Genomic DNA, 20,997 nt, shown 5'->3' on the forward strand with positions numbered 1-20,997 from the left:
AAGCGGTTTTCAATGTTTTTCGAATGAAAATTTCATTTAATTTTCATAATATTTTCGGAAAATATTGATTTAATGTGATTATTATCATAGTTTTTATAGGTGTGATTCGATTGAGTGTGCATGAAAAATAGCTTAACTTCATTTTATATAAACGAAGTTAAGCCATTTTTTTGGCTATAGGGATGGGTGAGGGACAATTCAATGCTTCGCAGCTCTATGTTTAATGAGCATCAGATATTTAATTCTCCGATGCGATTGACGGCTTCATCAGTAACTGTAGCAGAGCGTCGCATCCAGCTGTTACGCCATTTCAATTGCATTATGATGACGAGGGTAAAGGCACAGAATGTGATCAGGCTCAGACAGATGAAGCCTGGCATATAGGAACCTGTTGATTTGTATAGATGACCCAGTATAAGGGGAAGAAAGTACCCGCCTATGCCACCAGCAGCGCCGACGATACCGGTCATGAGTCCGATTTCGTTGCCGAACCGCTGCGGAACGAGCTGGAATACGGAGCCGTTGCCAGCGCCAAGGCACATCATGCCTACGAACAGCAGCACAACTACCACGGTAAGTGGCGGTAAAAACGCAATGCCTGCAAGCATAATCCCGGCTCCCGCATACAAGTACATTAACATGCGTGAACCACCAATCCGATCAGACAAAAAGCCACCTACAGGACGAAAGAAGCTTCCGGCAATCACACAAACGGTCGCAAAATCGGCGGCATGTACCGCGGAGAGGCCATATTGGGTATTGAAGAAAATAGTTAAATAATTAGAAAGGCCAACGAATCCGCCAAACGTCACGCAGTAAAAGGCACAGAATACCCAGGCATCCCTCTGTTTGAGCACCGAAGCATATTGCGACAGACTTTTTGGTGCTGGGCGGTGAGGGCTGTTGCGGGCAAAAATACTGAACAGAACGAAGACGGTTAAGATGGGGAGGATAGCCAATCCGAAAACGGCTTCCCAACTGCCAAAATGTTGAGCAATGCGGTTGGCGAACAATGTCGCAAGGACGGTACCGCTATTCCCGGCACCGGCAATTCCCATAGCCAAGCCTTGATGCTCTTTGGGGTACCATTGACTGGCCAACGGCAGCGCAGCTGCAAATGATGCTCCGGCTACGCCCAGGAGCAGGGCAACAACGTACATGTGCTCTAGCGAATCAACCCACAGCCAGCCGAGCAAGAGAGGGATTATCGTGACAAGCATACCAATCTGTCCCGTGAGCTTCGGACCGATATAATCCGACATGAATCCGAGCAGGAGCCGCAGCAGGGAACCACCAAGTATAGGTAGGGCGACAAGATTGGCTTTTTGTACAGGGTCCATTGGATAATCATTAGCAATTACAACGGCCAATGGTCCGATCATTCCCCAGATCATAAAACTGATATCAAAATACAAAAAGGAGCCAAATAGGGTGGGCTTGTGTCCGCTTTTCCAGAAACTTTTTTTGTTCATTCTCCATCTCTCCTGTTCTAATTGTTGTTCTTTGTCTGCAAAATGTAATTTGAACATGAAAAAGCCGCAAATCGCCCCTACATGGTATCTAGGAAACGGTTTGCGGCTTCATTGCCGTGGTTGACACACCTCATTGTGAGTCGACTTGGTATGATCACGTTGGAGTGATTTTAATCAAATTATAAAAAAGGATTTGTTTTATGTCAATATACGTAACACAAAATCGAAAAAAATTAAATATAAGGTGAAAAATATAGCTTTCATGTATTGAATATTGACATGACATTCACAATTCAGTAATCTTAGATACATATCGGCACAACGATGTGCCGACATTTACGGCAACGGTGCCCTTTTCCATGGAATGGAGAAGGGCTTTTTCTGTCTTATTTTATTCGGAGAATGGGGCTGGTTTAATATGATGAAAAAACTGGTCGTCGTCGGCAACGGTATGGCCGGCATCAAATGTGTGGAGGAAATACTCGATTTGGAGCCAGAGCGGTTCCAAATCACGATATTTGGTGCAGAGCCCCGTCCCGGGTACAACCGAGTGCTCCTGTCCAAAATGCTTCAGGAAGAGTGCTCATTTAAACATATCGTTACCCATGACTGGGACTGGTATGAAGAGAACGGGGTAAAGCTGTACGCGGGTGAACGCGTCTGTCGTATTGATGTTGCAGTCGGGATGGTGGAAACGGAATCCGGCATGAAAGAACCTTATGACATGCTCATATTGGCAACGGGCTCATTGCCTTTCATGCCGCCCATTCCCGGAGCTCGAAAACAGGGAGTAATCGCTTTTCGTGATGTGAATGATTGTGAAACCATGGCGAGATATGCCAAAACATACCGTAAGGCCACGGTTATCGGAGGGGGGCTGTTAGGACTTGAAGCCGCTCAAGGCCTGCTGAATCTAGGGATGGAAACTGAGGTTGTTCATAATGCGCAGTATCTTATGAACCGTCAGCTTGACCGGACGGCGGCTGTGCTTCTGCAGCGAAAGCTGGAACAACAGGGCATGAGGTTTCATTTGGCGAAGGAAACGGTCAACATCATAGGCCGAAACAGGGCGCAAGGACTGATGTTTGCGGACGGGAACAGGTTGGCAACGGATTTGGTTGTGCTGGCGGTTGGTATCCGACCGAATATCGAATTAGCTCAGGACAGCGGTCTGACCGTAAACCGTGCCATTGTCGTGGATGATTATATGCGCACGAGTATTCCCGGTATTTATGCCGTCGGCGAATGTGCTGAGCATCGGGGGATTTCATACGGGCTAGTGGCGCCGCTATATGAGCAGGGTAAAGTGCTGGCAAAAGTTATTTGTGGGCGTGAAACGGCTCCCTATGAAGGGACGGTTCCGTATGCACAGCTCAAGGTAGCGGGGATCCATGTGTTTTCCGCAGGAGACATTCGCGATGAGGGAAACGAGACGGCAGTTATGGAATATAACGGGATGCTGGAGGTTTACAAAAAAGTAATGATGCACCGCGGTGCTGTCACTGGCGCCATTTTGTTCGGAGATACGGCGGAGAGCACCTCGCTGCTCGGAATGGTACGGCGCGGCGCGCCCGCTACAGAGCTTACATCCCGGGATAACAGCGGAAGCAGAGCAGAGGGTGCGGCAGCCGCACTGCCGGAAGAGGAAACGGTATGTGCATGCAATAGCGTGAGCAAGGGGGCTATTTTGCGAGCGATTGCCACGGATAAGCTGAAGACGGTGGAAGAAGTGAAAAGCCGGACCAAAGCATCCGGTTCCTGTGGAGGCTGTCGACCGCTGGTGGCTGCACTGGTCAAAAATAGTTTGTCCCGATCGACAGTTTCCGGACCTATAGTTACTCCGACCGCCCAAGAAGTTGTCCCTGTGTGTGGATGTACGCATTACGATCATGATTCGCTTAAAACAGCTATGGTGGACGCAGCCTGTCAGACGCCAGATGAAGTAGTGTCCCGTCTCGATTGGACCAGACAGCAGGGGTGTGAATTATGTCGTCCGGCTGTACTTTATTACTTGGAATCTCTCGGGTTGCGCGACAGATCTGCGACAAATCCATTAGGTTCTGCTGTTACGGTTCAGGTCACACCGCAGTGTGGTGGAGAAGCGCCCTCTGCGGGTCTGCGCTTTACGAACCTAAATGCCGAGAATCAGGCTTTTGTTGAGTCGGACCTGATGGATCAGGCTTTTGTAGAAGTAGCCTGGCTAAGAGAGCGGTTGGCAACTTTAGGGGGAAGTCTCGCATTGCCCTCGTTGGTTACAGTTTCTGTTTGTCCTGGATCGGAGTATCCCGGAGGTGTACTTGTCCACGATATTGGAATATCCCGATCTCCAGCAGGCTGGGAGGTTTATGCCGGTGGTCATGCTGAGCATCCGGTTCGCCAGGGGCAGCTGCTTGGATTGGAGGAGGACCCGACAGAAGCGGTCCTGCTGGCTGCAGTTTGCTTGCGAATATACCGACATAGTGCCCGGTACGGGGAGAAAATGTGGGAGTGGATTGAAAGGACTGGCGTTCTGGCGCTACGGGAAAGTGTGCTTGATGCTGCTCTTCGAAGTGAACTGGCGGGCAGCCTGCGGACCACAATGCTGACAGGATGACGGGTTGAGTTGGAGTTGTGGCGATATAGCTTTCGTGTGCAGACAATAAAATTTCGAAAAATGGCGAAGGGGAGGTGACTTTGATGTGTCAGTCAGGAGAAGGCAAACCGGAAGCTGGGCTACATGTAGCGTCAGTAATGGATACGCAGTGCCCGTTTTGCAGCGTGCAATGTAAGATGACCGTTAGCACGGGTACAGAGACACTCGCAGGCATCATCCGTACAGTGTATAAGGCGGAAGGGAAGCCCAATGCAGCCTCGCAGGGTAGGTTGTGCATCAAGGGAATGAATGCGCATCAGCATGCGACTCATGCGGAAAGGCTGGTACAGCCTCTCATACGCAAAGAGGGCAAACTTGTTCCCGTCAAGTGGGAGGAGGCGTTGGATACTATAGCTAGCAGTTTCTCTACGCTACTCTCCACACAGGGTCCCGATGCAATCGGAATTTACGGTGGAGGTTCACTCTCCAATGAAACGGCTTATTTACTCGGTAAATTTGCAAGAGTAGCTGTAGGTACGCGATATATCGATTATAACGGGCGCTTCTGCATGTCGGCAGCGGCATCCGCTGGCAGTAAAGTGTTTGGCGTTGATCGCGGACTGACCTGCAGACTGGCTGATATTCCGTTGGCTCGTTGTATTGTGCTTGCAGGCACGAATATCGCTGAATGCCAGCCGACCTTAATGCCTTACTTTCACCAGGCGAAGGAAAACGGCGCGTTTGTCATTGTAATTGACCCGCGCGCGACACCAACGGCGGCGACCGCCGATTTGCACCTGCAAATCAAGCCAGGTATGGATACTGTGCTGGCCAATGCCATGCTAAAGGTCATCGTGGACGAAGGATTTGCGAATGAAGAGTTTATCCGCAAGCGGACCAACGGCTATGACCAGCTGTTGACTCATTTGAAGGGTGTGGATCTGAGAGAATCGGCTGCGTTGTGCGGAATTGAAGTAGAAATGATCCGGCAGGCAGCACATGCCTTTGGCAGTGTGGAGACCGGCATTGTTTTTACGGCCAGGGGTGTTGAACAGCAGACAGATGGACATATGGCGGTGCGTGCATTTCTTAATCTGGTGCTGGCCACTGGAAAGATTGGACGGGAAGGATGCGGTTATGGAGCTATCACAGGTCAGGGAAATGGGCAAGGGGGGCGAGAGCACGGCCAAAAGGCTGACCAGCTTCCTGGTTATAGATCAATTGAGAATGAAGAGGATCGAGCCTATGTGGCGTCCGTGTGGGGAGTAAAACCAAGCAGTTTGCCGGGTAAGGGAGTGTCCGCCTATGAAATGATGGAGCTTGTCCATCAGAGAGAAATCCAAGCTTTGTTCGTGATGGGCTCTAATCCTGTTGTATCTAACCCGAATGTCCGGCTGGTGGAGGAAGCCCTCAAAAAGCTGAATTTGCTGGTTGTGGCGGATATGTTTCTCACTGAAACCGCGCGGATGGCCGACGTTGTTTTGCCTGTGACGTCTTATTTGGAGAATACGGGGACGATGACCAATCTGGAGGGCCGCGTTCTGCTACGAGAAGCGGCGAGGCCCGCACCGGGCGAGGCTAGAGATGACTGGAACATTTTGTGTCAGTTGGCTGCAAAGCTAAACAAGGGCAGCTATTTCTCTTACAGGGATGCTGAACATATCTTTGAAGAACTGCGGCTCGCCAGCCGGGGCGGTCCTGCCGATTATTATGGGATCACATATGACAGGCTGCGTCGTGAAGAAGGAGTATATTGGCCATGCCCGTCTACGGACAGAGTCGGTATGGATACGATGTTTCGGGAAACCTTTGCCCATTCCGATCAAAAGGCTGTTTTTACGGTGGTTGAAAGCTGTGGAGCAGGAGAGGAGATATCAGAGGAGTACCCGCTTATTTTGACGAACGGCCGTGTACTGGCTCATTATTTGACCGGTGCACAAACGCGCAGAAGTCCGTCGCTGGCCGCGCGAGAGATTGAGAATTATGTAGAAATTCATCCGCGGACAGCGCGACGCTGGCATATCAGGGACGGAGAGTGGGTAGAAATAGCATCACAGCGCGGCAGCTTCACTGTCCGCAGCCGGATCAAACCACATATCCGCGAAGACACGCTCTTCGTACCCATGCATTGGGGTGGGATACAAAATGTAAATCGGGCGACCCGACCCGATCTTGATCCGTTCTGCCGGATGCCTGGCTTCAAAACGGCTGCTGTACGCATCCGTCCCCTTCACCTGGCCGCAGCCGCAACCAGTGCAGATAATGGGGAGTGGTCTGAGTTCTAGAGCAGGACTGAGTAAGTGACTTTTTCTTTACATAAAAGGCCAGCCCCCTTTGTATGAGTGAGGGAGCTGGCCTTTTTGGGTTGGATAGTTTAGAACCCGCGATCACTAGACTGTGTGACGCTAATAATTATAAATGCAATCGGGTTTCGGATATGCTTGCTCCCGTTTTTATTTCTTTTCTGAGCATAGCTTCCCGCCAGTGACAATACAAACCCCAGGCGTCCCCGTTTTCTAGCAGCGGTTTGCAGGTATATAAACCTTCCTCTATGGAGTCGACTCGTCCTGCAACGAACAGTCGGACTGCACTGTTGAGTAACACCTGATTCGAAAAGGCTATAGAAGCTGTGCCTTGTAGCACTTCCTCCGTAATGCGCAGCTGTTCAGCGGGGGTCCAGTTATGCTCGGGTACCACCGAATCCAGCCCGTACATTTCCGGATTAATAACCTGTAGTGATACCTCGCCGTTAGCAAGCAGGTAAGTCCGGGTCGGCCGATCGATGAACAGATCCTCCGATCCTTCGCTCCCCTGGACGATCAGAGCCCTGTGGTAATTCAGATTTTGCATGAGTTTCGCCGTCTTTTCGAACACAGTATTGTGGAAAACGCCGAATACAATATACGGTGAAGAACCGTAATCAATCAGTTTTTCGGCAGTATTCAGCACTGTGCGAAGCCCCAGCTCTTCGCGAATGGACCGCAGATCTCGCAGGGGCGCGCACCACTGTTCGGAGGCTATGAATAGTACACCAGTCAGCTTCGCGGCATGAATGGCGGTTTCGCGTGTCATGTTCCGGGACGTAACCCCCATTTCCTGCAGTAAAAGCGGCAGCGTAACCCCCCATTTGGGAGGGAGAGGTGCGCTGCCATGCATCGTTACAGGTATTCCGCATGAGGCGAGTACGAAGGCTGTTGCGAAGGTGGCGATAAACGATGACTTCCTGCCATCGTACGGACCGGCAAAATCAATACCTTCCTGCATCGGGAAGCGATGGGTATATTTACGGCAGACGTTTACGAATGCTGGGTCATAATAAGTTCGGCAGCAGCTTCGGCTTCGGCATAATTCAGATCTCGGGCGCCTCTTTTGCCGCGACCCACTTCTTTTAATATTTCAATGATATTCATGTTCAGGCCCCTTTCAGATTTATGCTTTTAGCATTTGCTGTGCTTTGACGATGGAGATGGCCACATCAACGATACGTTTGCGTTCGTTCATTGCTTTTTTGCGTAGCACATCGTATGCTTCCGCTTCCGGGATGCCGTTTACTTCCCCCAGTATTCCTTTGGCCATATCAATCCATTTGCGTTCTTCCAGTCGAGCGGTCAGTTGCTTGCGTTCACTTTGCCAATGCTGGCGTTCAAAAAAGCGTTTGGCACTAAAATGAAGAGCCCAATTCAGCTCATGGGCTGCCATTGAAGGGGTTAGAATGCCATCGACAGTGACATCAGCTTCACAAGCCTCTGTCGATGATAGCGCTGATTCTGCGCTGCACCACCAGAGCAATGGGACCGCTTTGGCTTGCTCCAGCCTGTCACCCCATATGCTGATAGTGCCGACAGGTATGTTTAGTACCGCCGCATCTGCATTAAGGATTAGCTGTTTGATTTCAGATTCATTGCGGCAGGGCAGAGTTAGGTATCCGTTGGACTCTAAAAGGTACTCAGGTCCTGCCTGCCATGAGGAAACGGCGTGTGTCTGCGCAGATACATGGTCAGAATGTAAGTGAATTACCAACAAGGAACGCAAGCGGGCTCCTCCTCTCTGTAACATAAGGGTAGTTAGGGATGGGGATGGTATTCATTGATAACAAATATGACATGAAATTTTATCAGTCTGCTTATTTTTTTCACCATCATCAAATTAAAACGGACTTTTAAACCATTTTGGCGTGTTTTGGTCTGAAAATCAATCCTAATTTTGTAGGAGAGTGATATTTTATACGTCATAGATTGTTACATGGTGATAAAATATAATTTTTTATAAGATATTGCGTAAGGAATGTTGACATATCATTTGAACCATTATATATTAGCTACAGTACTTTTTAATTCCATACTCTGATGGATACAACGGCGTATTCGATGAAACGGCAATGGAGCCTGTTTTCTCATGTGAGGGATATTTTGAATCCCCATATGTGAAGCAGGCTTTTTATGTTTTAAGGATACAAAGGGAAGGGGAGTGACCTGATGAAGGATATCCAAAAGTTAGTGTTGATCGGCAACGGAATGGCGGGAATACGCACTCTCGAGCATTTGCTGAAGCTTGCACCAGGTAGCTATGAGATTACGGTATTCGGGGCCGAGCCCCATCCAAACTATAACCGAATCATGCTGTCCTCCGTTCTGGCGGGAGGGGCTGGTTTGCAGGATATTGTCATCAACGACTGGAGTTGGTATGAAGACAACAATATTCGGTTGTTTACCGATGATCCTGTCACAGCCATCGATACGGAAAAGCAGCAGGTGACGTCGCGCTCCGGCGTATGCATCTCTTATGATTTGTTGTTGTTGGCAACAGGTTCTAAAGCCTTTATTCTGCCGCTTCCAGGAGCCGACAAGGATGGTGTTATCGGTTTTCGGGATATTCGTGACTGTGAAACGATGATGGAGACAGCAAAGACGCACAAAAAAGCAGCCGTCATCGGCGGCGGATTGCTTGGACTAGAGGCAGCCAGGGGGCTGCTCAACTTGGGGATGGACGTCACCGTTATTCATATTAACGGATATATTATGGATCGGCAGCTGGATGAGGCTGCTTCCCTTATGCTACGGCGCGAGCTGGAGGAGCAGGGAATGACTTTTCTGGTCAATAAGCGGACGGCGGCTATCACGGGGCGTCGCCGCGTGGAAGGGTTGAAATTTGCCGATGGCAGCGAGATGGAAGCAGATCTGATCGTTATGGCGGTAGGCATCAAACCAGACATTGAACTGGCAGTGTCGGCGGGAATCCCTGTAAACCGCGGCATCATTGTAAATGATTACATGGAAACGGATATCCCCGGAATCTACGCCGTTGGAGAATGCGCAGAACATCGGGGAATCACTTACGGGTTGGTTGCTCCATTATATGAGCAAGGTGGTGTACTGGCTCAGCGGCTCGCGGGAATGGAGACTCCTGGCTACAGTGGTTCTGTTACCTCGACAAGGTTGAAGGTATCGGGTGTCGACGTGTTTTCAGCAGGGGATTACAAGGATGAACCGGGAACACGTTCCCTGCGGTATCAGGATGATATTGGCGGCGTCTACAAAAAAATCGTGATCAAGGAAGAAAAACTGATCGGAGCCGTTCTGTTTGGGGATACGTCTGACGGAGCCCTGCTGTTTTCTTTGATCAAAAGTGGCGAGTCGGTGGTTGGCCGAGAGAAAGAGTTATTACTTGGCTTTAATCCCGGTCAACCTGAACCTAGTGGCGCCATGATGCTGGAGCAGATGCCTGATGACGAAATTGTATGCGGATGTAATGGTGTATCCAAGGGTGATATTGGAGAGGCGGTTGCGGCTGGCTGCCGGAGTGTCGGGGAGATTAAGGCATGCACGAAGGCATCGGCATCATGTGGCGGCTGCAAGCCATTAGTGGAGGGTCTCTTACAGCTATACGCAGGCGCAGAAGCCGGAGAAACGATGAAAGAGGGAATTTGTAGTTGTACGACGCTTGACCGGGAAGCGATCATTGATGGCATTCGGGAGATGGGATTGAAGAGCGTTAAAGAAGTGATGAATGTGCTGGGCTGGAACGAGCCAGAAGGATGTACCAAATGCCGGCCGGCCCTCAATTATTATCTAGGTATGCTATGGCCGCTGGATTATGAGGATGAGAAGGAATCCAGATTCACGAATGAACGTTACCATGCCAATATTCAGAAAGATGGCACCTATTCTGTCGTGCCCCGCATTTATGGAGGAGTTACTTCACCTGCCGATTTGAAGAAAATTGCTGCTGTCGCAGAGAAATACAATGTGCCTCTGGTTAAATTTACGGGTGGCCAACGTCTTGACCTGCTTGGTGTGAAGAAGGAGGATTTGCCGGGGATCTGGGCCGAGTTGGATATGCCGTCTGGATATGCCTATGGAAAGACGCTGCGAACGGTTAAGACGTGCGTAGGTAACACCTTTTGTCGCTTTGGCACTCAGGATGCTATGGGTATGGGCATCCGGTTGGAAAAGGCATTTGAACGTCTGAATGCGCCATCCAAGGTCAAACTGGCTGTATCTGGTTGCCCGCGTAACTGCGCTGAAGCGACGATCAAGGATTTGGGCGTCGTTGCTATTGACGGTGGCTGGGGGATCTACGTTGGAGGTAACGGCGGTATTAAGGTTCGGGCAGCTGAACTGCTTTGTACCGTTAAAACCGAGGATGAAGTGATGGAATGGACCGGTGCCTATCTGCAGTATTATCGCGAGCAGGCCAATTGGAACGAACGCACAGCCCATTGGGTGGAACGGGTCGGAGTTGAATCCATCAAACAGGCACTTGCGAATGCAGAGACGAGGAAACAACTGGTGACCAGAATTGAGGAGACGTTAAGCACGACGACTGATCCGTGGCACGAAATTATTCACAACGAAGAGCTGCGCAAAAATTTTGTGCAGTTGCCGGAACTTAAGCCAGTAATGGAATAGGGGGCTGACAAAATGGAGACCAATACGACAACCAACAGAATCAGAATAGCTGATCTGAACGAAATTGACCGACGTGGAGCAAGGACAGTTCGCATTCATAATACAGAAATAGCTGTATTCCGTCTGAGTGATGGCAGCGTGCATGCGCTTGAGAATCGTTGTCCGCACAAAGGGGGGCGGTTATCCGAAGGAATGATATGTGGCTCAGCGGTCCATTGTCCGCTCCATGACTGGAAGGTTGACCTTTCCACTGGCCGTGTACAAGAGCCGGATACTGGATGTGTGACTGCTTACCCCACGGAGATTGACAGTGAGAGCGGGGCGGTTTATATCGTAATCTAAGAGTTCTATGCGTATTGTGCTGTGGGTTCTGCTTTTTTCCTTCTATATATAGAAGGATCAAGGTGAAAGGCTTTGCTGAAGAAGCGGGTTGTTAAAGTGCAATGATCTGAGTATACAGAAAAGTCGACCCTATTTTTCCGGAAGGATTTTTTATCTTATAAGTATCATTTTGATTAAAAAATAGGTTATTGACTAAATCTTAGTCAATAACCTATTTTATTTTCACAGGATAACTGGATTTATCTCTAGACAAACAAAAAAAGCCTTGAGTATCAAGGCTTTTGACGAATAGGACGGATGGGGATCGAACCCATGACCCTTACCCTGTCAAGATAATGCTCTCCCGCTGAGCTACCGTCCTGCGGTTACTAGATAATATCATGTATTAACCATATATGTAAAGTGGAAAAATAGAAATCAGCCTGTACTTCATGACCATTTATATATATAATTCGAATTTAGCGAGTTTGCAATTTGGAATTAATGATAGGGGGAACAGATGATGGCCGCAGAAATTATAAGTGTAACAACAGAGGAGCAGCTACAGAAGGCGATATCGATCCGTACTAAAGTGTTTGTCGAAGAGCAAAAGGTTCCTCTCGATTTAGAAATTGACCATTATGACAAGCTGGGAGATACGGCCCATCATTTGCTAATTTGTGAACATGGCGAAATGGTGGCCACTGGTCGGTTGACATACTATGAGGAAGATACAGCTAAAATGCAACGTATTGCCGTTCTCAAGGAGCATCGTGCCTCAGGCTATGGACGTGTATTACTGCTAGCACTGGAGGAACGTGCACGTGAATTGGGGCTAAGATACTCGCTGCTAGATGCCCAATGTCAAGCCGAGAAGTTTTACGAAAAGCTCGGTTATGAGACGATCTCTGATGAACCTTTTGACGATGCGGGAATACCGCATGTACGTATGCGCAAAAAGTTGTAGTCGACAGCATAAGGTGCATACAAATCTGTACAATGTGCATGCTAGTAAAAGTTCCTCCACTATACTATGGATAAGGAGCGATACAGCATGGCTAATACAGAACGGGAGCAAATTACAGCAGTACGTAAAAACGGGGATGGCGACCTTACGTCTTTTCAGACATCTACCGGTCGGATTTTAGATTATAGCCAAGCATTGAATGAGATTGAGGCAGGCTCAATTGCAGGCGTTAACGTGTTCAAGGCCAAGGATGGAAGCAAACGAATTCGGGGAGATGCCGATGGAGATCCTTCTAATAACCTGGATCAACTGCCATTGTTCTGACCTTAACTCGCAACATTAGAATGCAAGTTCATCATTATATTCAAGAACAGCAAGCCGCCTGGCTATCCTTTGTAGGAAAGCCAGGCGGCTTTTGTTAATTGTTCAAGCTGTATTTAGCATGCTACTCTGCACATTCCAACTCTGTAAGTTGATATACTCGTTGCTGCTCCAGAAAGGACATGACCCCTGCCTTCTCCCTGAACTGTTCCATATCATCACTATAGTGCATTAGATGTATCCGTTCTTGAAGAGATGGCGCCAAGCTTAGCAGCTCATCCAACGTCGTATGGACTTCTCCAGCGCCTTGTAATTGAACCTCATGAAGAATACTCCGACATCCTCGTTCATGCACCAGATGATGAAGCAAATCAGGGTCAAAAACCATATCTGCACTATAAAAAAGGCGGTCATTAATGAATATGGAATAACTGTTTTTACCAGGAATATGCCGTGTAGGGATTAGCTCCACCTGGATACCGGATACTAATGTAGTGTGTACACCAGGCGTTATTACGTTTACCTCGAATACATCTTCAAGCTTGTCAATCATACCCTGCTGTGACATTCCGCCCTTGAGTGTATGCTCCCATAAAGGGTAGATTAGTGGTTCGGCGATATAAAGTAGAGGCTTGCGACGATGGAGAATGTTCATTTGAAAACCGAATTCCTCCAAACCTCCGACATGATCTGCGTGAATATGTGTGATTAAAATTGCGTCAATATCAGGCAAAGGGACGCTCATTTGGTGTAATGCTAAAGAAGCGGTTGTACCGCAATCGATCAGCAGTTTGCCTTCTCCGCTGTCCAGCAGCGCGTTGTTGTTGTAATAATGCTTGGCAAAGGCACTGCCTGTGCCAAGCATTTGTATCGTTAGGCTCATTATGGATTTATCCTCCAGACTTTGTGTACTAGGACATTCTACAGTCGTATTTTATCACCTATGCTGCTGGAACTAAAGATTTGGCTCCTTATGTAAAAACTTTGGACAATTTGTGAAACACAGCGCAACTTGTGCGGCTGAGCTAGGTATAAATGTACGACAGAAGGTTTTAAACAGATGACGATGGAGGGATTAGTAGTTATGAAATGGAGAAGAGTGATGGCCCTAATGATGGCCTTTTCAATAATGGGAGGGACCGCCATTTCGGCGGAATCCGCCAAGGACCAAGTGCAGTTGATTATTAATGGAGAAGTGTCAAAAGATGGTGCAGTTGTCATTGATGGGAAAACCTATGTGCCCATCCGTGATTTTAACGGACTTGTAAATTTTGATCCATCCGGTGGAAAAGTTGTTTTCGACCAGCCTAACGTGCATATGTTCCTGTTCAAGGGAGATACTGTGTTTGGTAACGTGAATAAAGGCAATAAAGTGAAATTTAATGTATTTAGTCAAATTGATACCTTGAAAACAGATATCTCCGGAGTGAAGGTAGCGATCACCGACCCTTCGGGCAACGTGAAGGATATTCAGTCTCAAGATATCAAAGGAGCGCAAAAGGATAACTTCTGGTTCCGTACGAACGACTTTACGTATGATTTCAAAACAGCAGGGAATTACCGGGTTGGTTTCTATATTAAAGAGAGCAAAGACGGCAGCTATACCTTGGTGTCCGAAAAAGTCATTACAGCGATAAATTAGGCATACCACAAATTGACCTGCACCCTTGATCATGTTACGATACGGGGGAAAATAAAACAATTTGAAGGTAGGTATTTCCATGAGTGATCACAAACATGAACACGGTGAAGCCTGCAACCACGATCATGACCACGAACATGAAGAAATGGTTCTTACGCTAACTGATGAAAATGGTAAAGATGTAGAAATGGTGCTGGTAGAGACCTTTGACGTAGAAGATCACATTTATGCTCTTCTGCTTGAGCGAGGCAATCCCGAAGCGGATGGCATTATTCTTCGTATGGAAGAAGAAAACGAAGAAATGGTGCTTTACAATATTGAGGACGAAGATGAGTGGAAACGTGTAGAAGCCGCATATAGCGAGCTTGTTGCCCAATACGAATAGAATTGGATGTAGCAGCTGTATAGCTCTTCAAGAAAAAAAAGCCCCCATTCGGGGGCTTTTTTTTCTTGACTATCAACATATTTTGTAAGCATGTGTTGACAGTTCAATATTATGAAATAGCGTCAGTTTCGACGATAACTTTCACCTGATGTACTGTTCGGTCCTCAGGTCCCTTTACAGGCAGGCCTACTTCTACATGTTCAACAATATAATCAATATTGTCTTGCGAAATAACTTCTCCTGGCAGTAAGATCGGAATACCAGGTGGATACACATAGATGAATTCTGCAATAATGCGACCTGCAGATTCCTTGAAAGGCACGATTTCCGTATCTCCATAAAAAGCGTCTCTCGGAATGAGGGAGAGCTGAGGGATATCCGGTATCTTTACAACCAGCTCATGCTCCTGACCTGTGGAATAGTGCAGAGAAGCCAGCTCACGCAGAGCTTTCAACAAAATTTCAATTTCCTCTTTGGTATCACCAGGGGTCACCAAACAGAGAATATTGTACATATCGCTAAGCTCAACCTCGATATTGTAGTGATCTCTCAGCCAATTTTCCACATCGTATCCGGTAAGGCCCAAATGGCGGATATGAACCGTAATTTTGGTCGGATCATAATCATAGGTAGCTTCCGTGCCAAGAATTTCGCTGCCAAAGCAATATAGCCCTTCAATCTTGTTGACCTCTGAACGACAATATTCAGCCAATTCCAGAGCACGTTGTGCTATTTCATGACCGTTAAGGGCCAGATTACGTCGGGATGTGTCCAACGAAGCCAGCAGAATATACGAAGTCGACGTTGTTGTCAGCATACTGAAAATCGTTTGTACACGCTGTGGGTTAACGTATCCGTTTTTCGTATTTACATTCAGAATTGAGCTTTGAGTCAAGGAACCACCCAGCTTGTGAACGCTTGTAGCTGACATGTCTGCTCCCGCCTCCATGGCGGACATCGGTAGATCAGAGTGAAAATGAATCAGTACTCCATGAGCCTCATCGACCAGGACCGGCACATTATAGCTGTGAGCGAGATCTACAATTTCCTTCAAATCGGCGCACACACCGTAATATGTCGGGTTGATGACAAGGACGCCCTTGGCGTCAGGGTGGCGTTCCAATGCCCGGCGTACGGACTTGGTTGTAACCCCGTGGTGAATACCGAGATTTTCATCACTGACTGGAGAAATAAATACTGGTTTTGCACCAGCAAAGATAATGGCAGACATTATAGATTTGTGTACGTTTCTGGGTACAATAATTTTATCACCTGGCAAGCAAATGGACATAATCATGGTGATGATGGCTCCGCTTGTTCCCTGTACACTGTAATACGTATAATCAGCTCCGAAGGCCTCTGCTGCAAGCTTTTGAGCTTCTTCGATGACGCCTGATGGCTGATGAAGATCGTCCAATGGAGCGATGTTGATCATATCTATGGAAAAGGCATTATCCCCCATAAATTCGCGAAATTCCGAATCTGCTCCCACTCCCTTTTTATGACCTGGGATGTGAAATTGAACCGGGTTGCTCTGAGCATGCTTTTTCAAAGCAGTAAAAAGCGGGGTGTTGCTTTGATTCATTAGTGTTGTCACAACCTTTCGTGCAGGATTTCGACAATCCTGTGCAAGTGATAATAGAACAAAATTGAGTATAGCAGTTTGAAGTAGGAATGCAAGCGATTGAGGGCGCATTTATTTGCGAAAGAGTGGAGTAGGCTAATAACCCGGTCTATACAGCCAAAAAACAAAGGTGGAGGATGTGGATTAGATGAGGCAAAAAGGACGAAAAAAAGCTCCGCAGCGGCTGTGGACTCCTTTTTTTAGCAAATTGTGGATTATGGTATTTCTGGTCGAATTTATGAAAGGATCTCTTCTGGTATCCATCCTGCCGGTATATATGGGAGAAACGCTTGGTTTGTCGGCCGGGATTATTGGTTTGGCCTTTTCGCTTCAGTATTTTGGAGACAATGCGTTTCGGGCACCGGCGGGTTGGATGGCTGAACGGCTCGGCTACCGTGGAACGATGTCGACCGCGCTGTTGTTTACGCTTGTAGCGATTATTATGCTGAGCGTATTGACAGAGCCCGTGTGGCTCGTCGTCGCGTGTCTGCTGCTCGGTCTGGGTACTTCTCCGCTCTGGCCTTGTGTTATGACCGGAACGACCGAAATGTCGGGGCCTAATAACAGTAATGGCGCGGCGATGGGCACACTGGAAATTGCGTCTATGGGTGGAACGGGATTGGGTCCGCTCATTATGAACTTCGCCATATCCCACTATGGGCATTCTTACGGCATGGTGTTCATGATTTTGATAGGATGCAGTATTGTATTGTTGTTGGTTGCTCTTATGCTGCCAGGACCGAAAAGGTCTGCTGATAAAGGTGACTTCGAACAAAGCGCTCTAGTGTCGTCTGATGAGTACAAAAAGCAAAAACAGCAAATTCTGAAAGGAATCCAGGAGACGATCGGTGTGCTCAAAACAAAGCTTAACGTCAATCCGTTAATTTACCCGGCGCTATTTTTGCAGTCTTTTGTTATCGGTTTAATCAGCCCGGTACTGACGCTATACGCTCGGACGGACCTTGGGATTTCACCAAACCTGTACAGCGTGCTTCTGATTGCAGGCGGTGGGGTGACTGTGCTGGCACTGATCCCTTGCGGTAAGTTGGTCGACCGACTTGGAACGGAGTATTTTCTACATGTTGGCTTTTTGCTAGCCGGAATTACGCTGTTTTTCTTCTCAATCGTTCGATCTATTCCGCTGGTGTTTGTATCCGTGGCGCTTATTGGTTTGGGATATGCGCTCATTTTGCCTGCATGGAACACGTTTCTTGCCCGATTGATTCCGGAAAGCGAGCGAGCAACGGTATGGGGCTTTTTTTTAACACTTCAAGGCTCCGGCATGGTTATAGGCCCGCTCGTTTCAGGAGTGCTATGGGACCGTGCCGGACACACAGCTCCATTTATCATCAGTGGGGTCGTGATGCTGCTCATGTTTGGCTGCCACCTGGCTCTGGCACGTAATCCACGTAGGAAGGCTGTGGAGGCCTCCACAGCGCCTTGAAAAGCGGCGAGGGCTACTCTTTCGAGAAAGACATTCGGTACAGCGGCAGCAAATGCTCAAAGGTAGAACGCACTGCCTGTAATAATGCAGCCCCGTCGCTGGCGAGTGGATCTTCTCGTTCAATACGGATTCCACACATGACCTCCGCTTTTTTTACCTGTTGCAGCTTATGGATGATCGTTTGAAAATCTTCATTATCCATATGTTGTTGTTCTGTGCCTTCCGGAGCCATATGATCCATGGACCAGTAAAAATGATCAGGCAGGTTAGAGCGCACATCGCTCAGATTGGCTTCGAGTGCCTGGGCAAATGTAGCTTTGTTAGGACTTTCATAAATAATTGCAAAAATAACGAAAAGGTGGGAAGCGAACATACCTACCTCAAAATGCGGCAGCGCCTTGTACCCGCGCTTATTTGCCGCCCAGGCTACCCAAGTATCTTTGGGGGGATTGACTTTGCGTCGTGCATGCTTGGCGACGTGAACGTGCATAGGCTCTCCACATAAGTCCGTCAGAAATGGGGCTAATTCCTCGCCAATTGCCTCCAGCTTGGGCCGAACCTGCTGAATCAGCACTTCCATTCGAGGCTCCAATCCCGGTATTTCAAAAACATCGAAGTCCTTTGCAGTAAATCCACTAAATGTCATTCCTTTTCCTCCTGTAACTGGGTTAAGCCATAACGTGTGGCGTAATATGTCCAATTATAGCATAATGCCGCCGGGCTTGGCCGACTTTAGACTAGGTTTGAAACAAGCATATAAGGCAAAAGTAGGATTGTTCGCTGTTACTCATAAAAATAGGTCAAATAACCAAGTACCCTTACATAAAATGAAGTATAAAATAGAGCAAGGGAAGATCAAGCGGGAAAGCCGCAGGCTTGCTGTAGCCGGACTTCTTGAATCGGACTTGAAAAAGGAGGGAATGCCGTGAACAAGGGCTGTGAGGTAGAATATTGCAATCTAGAGCTCCGGTTTAGCCGTCGGCATATCCATAATCTGATCAAGGATTTGATATCGGAAGGGTATTCGCTGTACTGGAGCGAGGATGAGTCGTACCTGGTTTTGTCGGTGAGAACCGGGCGTAAGCTGGTGAAGCTCCGTTTTCAACAGCTGCGCACAGGACACTACAAGTTGGCTGGAGATTATGTAATCCGCGATGCCAAGCTGGCTGAGTGGTTGGAGAAGCTGATTGGAAGCACCCGAGGTCATGCCATTGTCAAAAGAGTCAAGGATCATCATATTTTGGTAGAAAATATTTTGTTTGGTGAGGTCATTCGTCTGGTCGAGGTTACAGGCTTTAAGCAGCGTGTCATTTATCAGAAGGGGCCGGTGCTGTCCGCACAGGAAATGGAGGATATGTACGCTTCCAATGAAGGAGAAACCCGACTGCTGCTGCTTAAAATGGAAGTGGACGATGAATTGGAGAAGCTGTTTATAGCGATGACAGACGGAGATAAGGTTAAAATCGGGAATTGCCATGAACGCCTGCAAACGCTATCCCACCAACTGCTGATGATGGAAGCGTAGTACATCTGAACACCTCATGTGAATGAGGTGTTTTGATCTGTGAATAGACAGGGGTTCACTTCTTACATCAAAAACGTTAAAATAGAAGTGCACGTGTTCCGATTCACATAAAGTGTAATGCGGTAAAGCGGCGATATAGAAGACAAAATATGTTGCAAAGGATGAGGAACCAGATGGCAAAACAGCAAATTGGTGTGATCGGCCTGGCGGTAATGGGTAAGAATTTAGCCCTTAACATTGAGAGCAGAGGCTTCACCGTCTCGGTTTTTAACCGCTCTCCAGAAAAAACGCACGATCTTATCAAAGAAGCAGAAGGTAAAAAACTGACGGGTACTTTCTCTATTGAAGAATTTGTGAACTCATTGGAATCACCCCGTAAAATCCTGATCATGGTTCAAGCTGGTAAAGCAACAGATGCCACGATTGAACAGCTTGTGCCTCATCTGGACAAGGGCGACATTATTATAGACGGAGGCAATGCCTACTTCCCTGATACACAGCGCCGCAGCAAGGAGCTGGAGGAAAAAGGACTTCGCTTTATTGGTACAGGCGTATCCGGTGGTGAAGAAGGTGCCTTGAATGGTCCTGCCATCATGCCGGGTGGACAAGAAAGTGCCTATAAACTAGTAGAGCCGATTCTAACGGCAATCTCTGCTAAAGTGGAAGGCGACCCATGCTGTACATATATCGGTCCTGACGGTGCTGGTCACTATGTAAAAATGGTGCATAACGGTATCGAGTACGGCGACATGCAATTGATCGGTGAAGCGTATCACTTGTTGAAATCAGTCCTGAATGTGAATGCGGAAGAGCTTCATGAAATCTTCACGGAATGGAATAAAGGGGAACTGGACAGCTACCTGATCGAAATTACAGCTGACATATTCTCCCAGTACGATGCTGAAACAGGCAAGCCAATGGTAGACGTTATCTTGGATGCTGCTGGTCAAAAAGGTACAGGTAAATGGACAAGCCAAAGCGCGCTGGATCTGGGTGTGCCATTGTCCATGATTACCGAATCCGTATTCTCCCGCTTCTTGTCTGCTATGAAAGACGAGCGCATTGCGGCAAGTAAAGTGCTGAGTGGTCCTAATGCTGAGTCCTTCAGCGGCGACAAAAAAGAATTTATCGAAAGTGTACGTAAAGCACTGTTTGCAAGTAAAATCGTGTCCTATGCTCAAGGTTTCGCTCAAATGCGTGCAGCTTCCGATGAATATGATTGGGATTTGAAATACGGAAAAATCGCTATGATCTTCCGCGGCGGTTGCATTATCCGCTCGCAATTCCTGCAAAACATCAAGGATGCATATGACCGCGATCCTGCCTTGAAAAACCTGTTGCTGGATTCTTACTTCAAAAATGTAGTTGAAACGTATCAAGATGCATGGCGTCAAGTGATTTCCGTGGCTGTATCCCAAGGTATTCCAGTGCCTGGCTTCTCCAGCGCGCTTGCATACTATGACAGCTACCGCACTGAGCGTTTGCCAGCAAATCTGCTGCAAGCACAACGTGACTACTTCGGTGCCCATACGTTCAAACGTGTGGACAAAGAAGGCGTATTCCATCATCAATGGTTCTAATGAACGGACGGATATGCATGAATAGCATTATGTAATACAACGGAAGCTTTTTTGCCCTATGGGTAGAAGAAGCTTCCGTTTTTTAATTTATAATTATGGATATCATTCTGATGGCAGTAGAGGATTGTGTAATCTTTTAACGCTATGGTATGATAGGGACAGAATATTTTAATGCATTACCGCGTCTAAGCTTTGAGTTGAAACAAAAGAGACGGGAAGTTCCCGTCTCTTTTGTT

At 47.7% G+C, this 20,997-nt stretch carries 16 protein-coding genes, 1 tRNA gene and 1 pseudogene; 11 read left to right on the forward strand and 7 right to left on the reverse strand.

Features of this window, described 5'->3' with window-relative positions:
* Positions 1 to 230 precede the first annotated feature (230 nt).
* On the reverse strand, positions 231 to 1,472 hold the full coding sequence (locus C1T21_RS13260; protein WP_103048605.1) for a nitrate/nitrite transporter: 1,242 nt from the start codon (positions 1,470 to 1,472) through the stop codon (positions 231 to 233).
* A 418-nt stretch (positions 1,473 to 1,890) separates the two neighbouring features.
* Here C1T21_RS13260 and nirB (C1T21_RS13265) point away from each other — a divergent pair, with 418 nt between their 5' ends.
* On the forward strand, positions 1,891 to 4,065 hold the full coding sequence (nirB, locus tag C1T21_RS13265; protein ID WP_103048606.1) for a nitrite reductase large subunit NirB: 2,175 nt from the start codon (positions 1,891 to 1,893) through the stop codon (positions 4,063 to 4,065).
* 83 nt (positions 4,066 to 4,148) lie between these two features.
* Complete coding sequence (gene nasC / locus C1T21_RS13270) at positions 4,149 to 6,329, forward strand: assimilatory nitrate reductase catalytic subunit NasC (protein WP_103048607.1); 2,181 nt, start codon at positions 4,149 to 4,151, stop codon at positions 6,327 to 6,329.
* Positions 6,330 to 6,456: 127 nt separating this feature from the next.
* Here the strand turns inward: nasC and C1T21_RS13275 are convergent.
* Together C1T21_RS13275 and C1T21_RS13280 are read right to left on the reverse strand one after the other, a co-directional pair.
* Positions 6,457 to 7,454, reverse strand: a pseudogene (locus C1T21_RS13275) (anthranilate phosphoribosyltransferase).
* A gap of 19 nt (positions 7,455 to 7,473) precedes the next feature.
* Positions 7,474 to 8,076: an ANTAR domain-containing response regulator gene (locus C1T21_RS13280; protein WP_103048608.1), complete on the reverse strand. Its 603-nt coding sequence runs from the start codon at positions 8,074 to 8,076 to the stop codon at positions 7,474 to 7,476.
* Between the two features lie 443 nt (positions 8,077 to 8,519).
* On the opposite strand from C1T21_RS13280, the gene nirB (C1T21_RS13285) reads away from it, so the two are divergent.
* The gene (nirB, locus tag C1T21_RS13285) at positions 8,520 to 10,952 is read left to right on the forward strand and encodes a nitrite reductase large subunit NirB (RefSeq protein WP_103048609.1); all 2,433 of its coding nucleotides are present in this window, start codon (positions 8,520 to 8,522) and stop codon (positions 10,950 to 10,952) included.
* 12 nt (positions 10,953 to 10,964) lie between these two features.
* Positions 10,965 to 11,294 carry a nitrite reductase small subunit NirD gene (gene nirD / locus C1T21_RS13290; RefSeq protein ID WP_103048610.1) on the forward strand — a complete coding sequence of 110 codons (330 nt, stop codon included), beginning with the start codon at positions 10,965 to 10,967 and terminating at the stop codon, positions 11,292 to 11,294.
* A gap of 289 nt (positions 11,295 to 11,583) precedes the next feature.
* On the opposite strand, the gene C1T21_RS13295 is transcribed toward nirD, so the two are convergent.
* A tRNA-Val gene (locus C1T21_RS13295) sits at positions 11,584 to 11,655 on the reverse strand.
* 141 nt (positions 11,656 to 11,796) lie between these two features.
* On the opposite strand from C1T21_RS13295, the gene C1T21_RS13300 reads away from it, so the two are divergent.
* Together C1T21_RS13300 and C1T21_RS13305 are read left to right on the forward strand one after the other, a co-directional pair.
* Positions 11,797 to 12,240: a GNAT family N-acetyltransferase gene (locus C1T21_RS13300; protein WP_103048611.1), complete on the forward strand. Its 444-nt coding sequence runs from the start codon at positions 11,797 to 11,799 to the stop codon at positions 12,238 to 12,240.
* A gap of 87 nt (positions 12,241 to 12,327) precedes the next feature.
* Positions 12,328 to 12,564 (forward strand): DUF3892 domain-containing protein, encoded by a 237-nt coding sequence (locus tag C1T21_RS13305; protein ID WP_013371899.1) that lies wholly within the window; start codon positions 12,328 to 12,330, stop codon positions 12,562 to 12,564.
* Between the two features lie 121 nt (positions 12,565 to 12,685).
* Here the strand turns inward: C1T21_RS13305 and C1T21_RS13310 are convergent, their stop codons facing one another.
* On the reverse strand, positions 12,686 to 13,444 hold the full coding sequence (locus C1T21_RS13310; protein WP_103048612.1) for an MBL fold metallo-hydrolase: 759 nt from the start codon (positions 13,442 to 13,444) through the stop codon (positions 12,686 to 12,688).
* Positions 13,445 to 13,645: 201 nt separating this feature from the next.
* Between C1T21_RS13310 and C1T21_RS13315 the strand changes: the two genes are divergently transcribed.
* Together C1T21_RS13315 and C1T21_RS13320 are read left to right on the forward strand one after the other, a co-directional pair.
* Positions 13,646 to 14,203, forward strand: a complete 558-nt coding sequence (locus C1T21_RS13315) for a hypothetical protein (RefSeq protein ID WP_013310940.1) — start codon at positions 13,646 to 13,648, stop codon at positions 14,201 to 14,203.
* Between the two features lie 79 nt (positions 14,204 to 14,282).
* On the forward strand, positions 14,283 to 14,588 hold the full coding sequence (locus C1T21_RS13320) for a DUF1292 domain-containing protein (protein ID WP_061828984.1): 306 nt from the start codon (positions 14,283 to 14,285) through the stop codon (positions 14,586 to 14,588).
* A gap of 109 nt (positions 14,589 to 14,697) precedes the next feature.
* On the opposite strand, the gene C1T21_RS13325 is transcribed toward C1T21_RS13320, so the two are convergent.
* The gene (locus tag C1T21_RS13325; protein WP_103048613.1) at positions 14,698 to 16,173 is read right to left on the reverse strand and encodes an aminotransferase class I/II-fold pyridoxal phosphate-dependent enzyme; all 1,476 of its coding nucleotides are present in this window, start codon (positions 16,171 to 16,173) and stop codon (positions 14,698 to 14,700) included.
* Positions 16,174 to 16,360: 187 nt separating this feature from the next.
* On the opposite strand from C1T21_RS13325, the gene C1T21_RS13330 reads away from it, so the two are divergent.
* Positions 16,361 to 17,656 (forward strand): MFS transporter, encoded by a 1,296-nt coding sequence (locus C1T21_RS13330; RefSeq protein ID WP_103048614.1) that lies wholly within the window; start codon positions 16,361 to 16,363, stop codon positions 17,654 to 17,656.
* A gap of 13 nt (positions 17,657 to 17,669) precedes the next feature.
* Here the strand turns inward: C1T21_RS13330 and C1T21_RS13335 are convergent, their stop codons facing one another.
* Positions 17,670 to 18,302, reverse strand: a complete 633-nt coding sequence (locus C1T21_RS13335; protein ID WP_103048615.1) for a YktB family protein — start codon at positions 18,300 to 18,302, stop codon at positions 17,670 to 17,672.
* Between the two features lie 279 nt (positions 18,303 to 18,581).
* Here C1T21_RS13335 and C1T21_RS13345 point away from each other — a divergent pair, with 279 nt between their 5' ends.
* Positions 18,582 to 19,181: a hypothetical protein gene (locus C1T21_RS13345; protein ID WP_103048617.1), complete on the forward strand. Its 600-nt coding sequence runs from the start codon at positions 18,582 to 18,584 to the stop codon at positions 19,179 to 19,181.
* Positions 19,182 to 19,354: 173 nt separating this feature from the next.
* Positions 19,355 to 20,761 carry an NADP-dependent phosphogluconate dehydrogenase gene (gene gndA, locus C1T21_RS13350; RefSeq protein WP_013310934.1) on the forward strand — a complete coding sequence of 469 codons (1,407 nt, stop codon included), beginning with the start codon at positions 19,355 to 19,357 and terminating at the stop codon, positions 20,759 to 20,761.
* Positions 20,762 to 20,997: the final 236 nt, after the last annotated feature.

The organism is Paenibacillus sp. F4 (assembly GCF_002894905.1).
Taxonomy (GTDB): domain Bacteria; phylum Bacillota; class Bacilli; order Paenibacillales; family Paenibacillaceae; genus Paenibacillus; species Paenibacillus polymyxa_B.

Coding starts and splice junctions, on each gene's coding strand:
- C1T21_RS13300 (WP_103048611.1), top strand. CDS start 11,797: ATGGCCGCAGAAATTATAAGTGTAACAACAGAGGAGCAGCTACAGAAG.
- C1T21_RS13315 (WP_013310940.1), top strand. CDS start 13,646: ATGAAATGGAGAAGAGTGATGGCCCTAATGATGGCCTTTTCAATAATG.
- C1T21_RS13310 (WP_103048612.1), bottom strand. CDS start 13,444: ATGAGCCTAACGATACAAATGCTTGGCACAGGCAGTGCCTTTGCCAAG.
- nirB (WP_103048609.1), top strand. CDS start 8,520: ATGAAGGATATCCAAAAGTTAGTGTTGATCGGCAACGGAATGGCGGGA.
- nirB (WP_103048606.1), top strand. CDS start 1,891: ATGATGAAAAAACTGGTCGTCGTCGGCAACGGTATGGCCGGCATCAAA.
- C1T21_RS13330 (WP_103048614.1), top strand. CDS start 16,361: ATGAGGCAAAAAGGACGAAAAAAAGCTCCGCAGCGGCTGTGGACTCCT.
- C1T21_RS13260 (WP_103048605.1), bottom strand. CDS start 1,472: ATGAACAAAAAAAGTTTCTGGAAAAGCGGACACAAGCCCACCCTATTT.
- C1T21_RS13325 (WP_103048613.1), bottom strand. CDS start 16,173: ATGAATCAAAGCAACACCCCGCTTTTTACTGCTTTGAAAAAGCATGCT.
- nirD (WP_103048610.1), top strand. CDS start 10,965: ATGGAGACCAATACGACAACCAACAGAATCAGAATAGCTGATCTGAAC.
- C1T21_RS13320 (WP_061828984.1), top strand. CDS start 14,283: ATGAGTGATCACAAACATGAACACGGTGAAGCCTGCAACCACGATCAT.
- nasC (WP_103048607.1), top strand. CDS start 4,149: ATGTGTCAGTCAGGAGAAGGCAAACCGGAAGCTGGGCTACATGTAGCG.
- gndA (WP_013310934.1), top strand. CDS start 19,355: ATGGCAAAACAGCAAATTGGTGTGATCGGCCTGGCGGTAATGGGTAAG.
- C1T21_RS13305 (WP_013371899.1), top strand. CDS start 12,328: ATGGCTAATACAGAACGGGAGCAAATTACAGCAGTACGTAAAAACGGG.
- C1T21_RS13335 (WP_103048615.1), bottom strand. CDS start 18,302: ATGACATTTAGTGGATTTACTGCAAAGGACTTCGATGTTTTTGAAATA.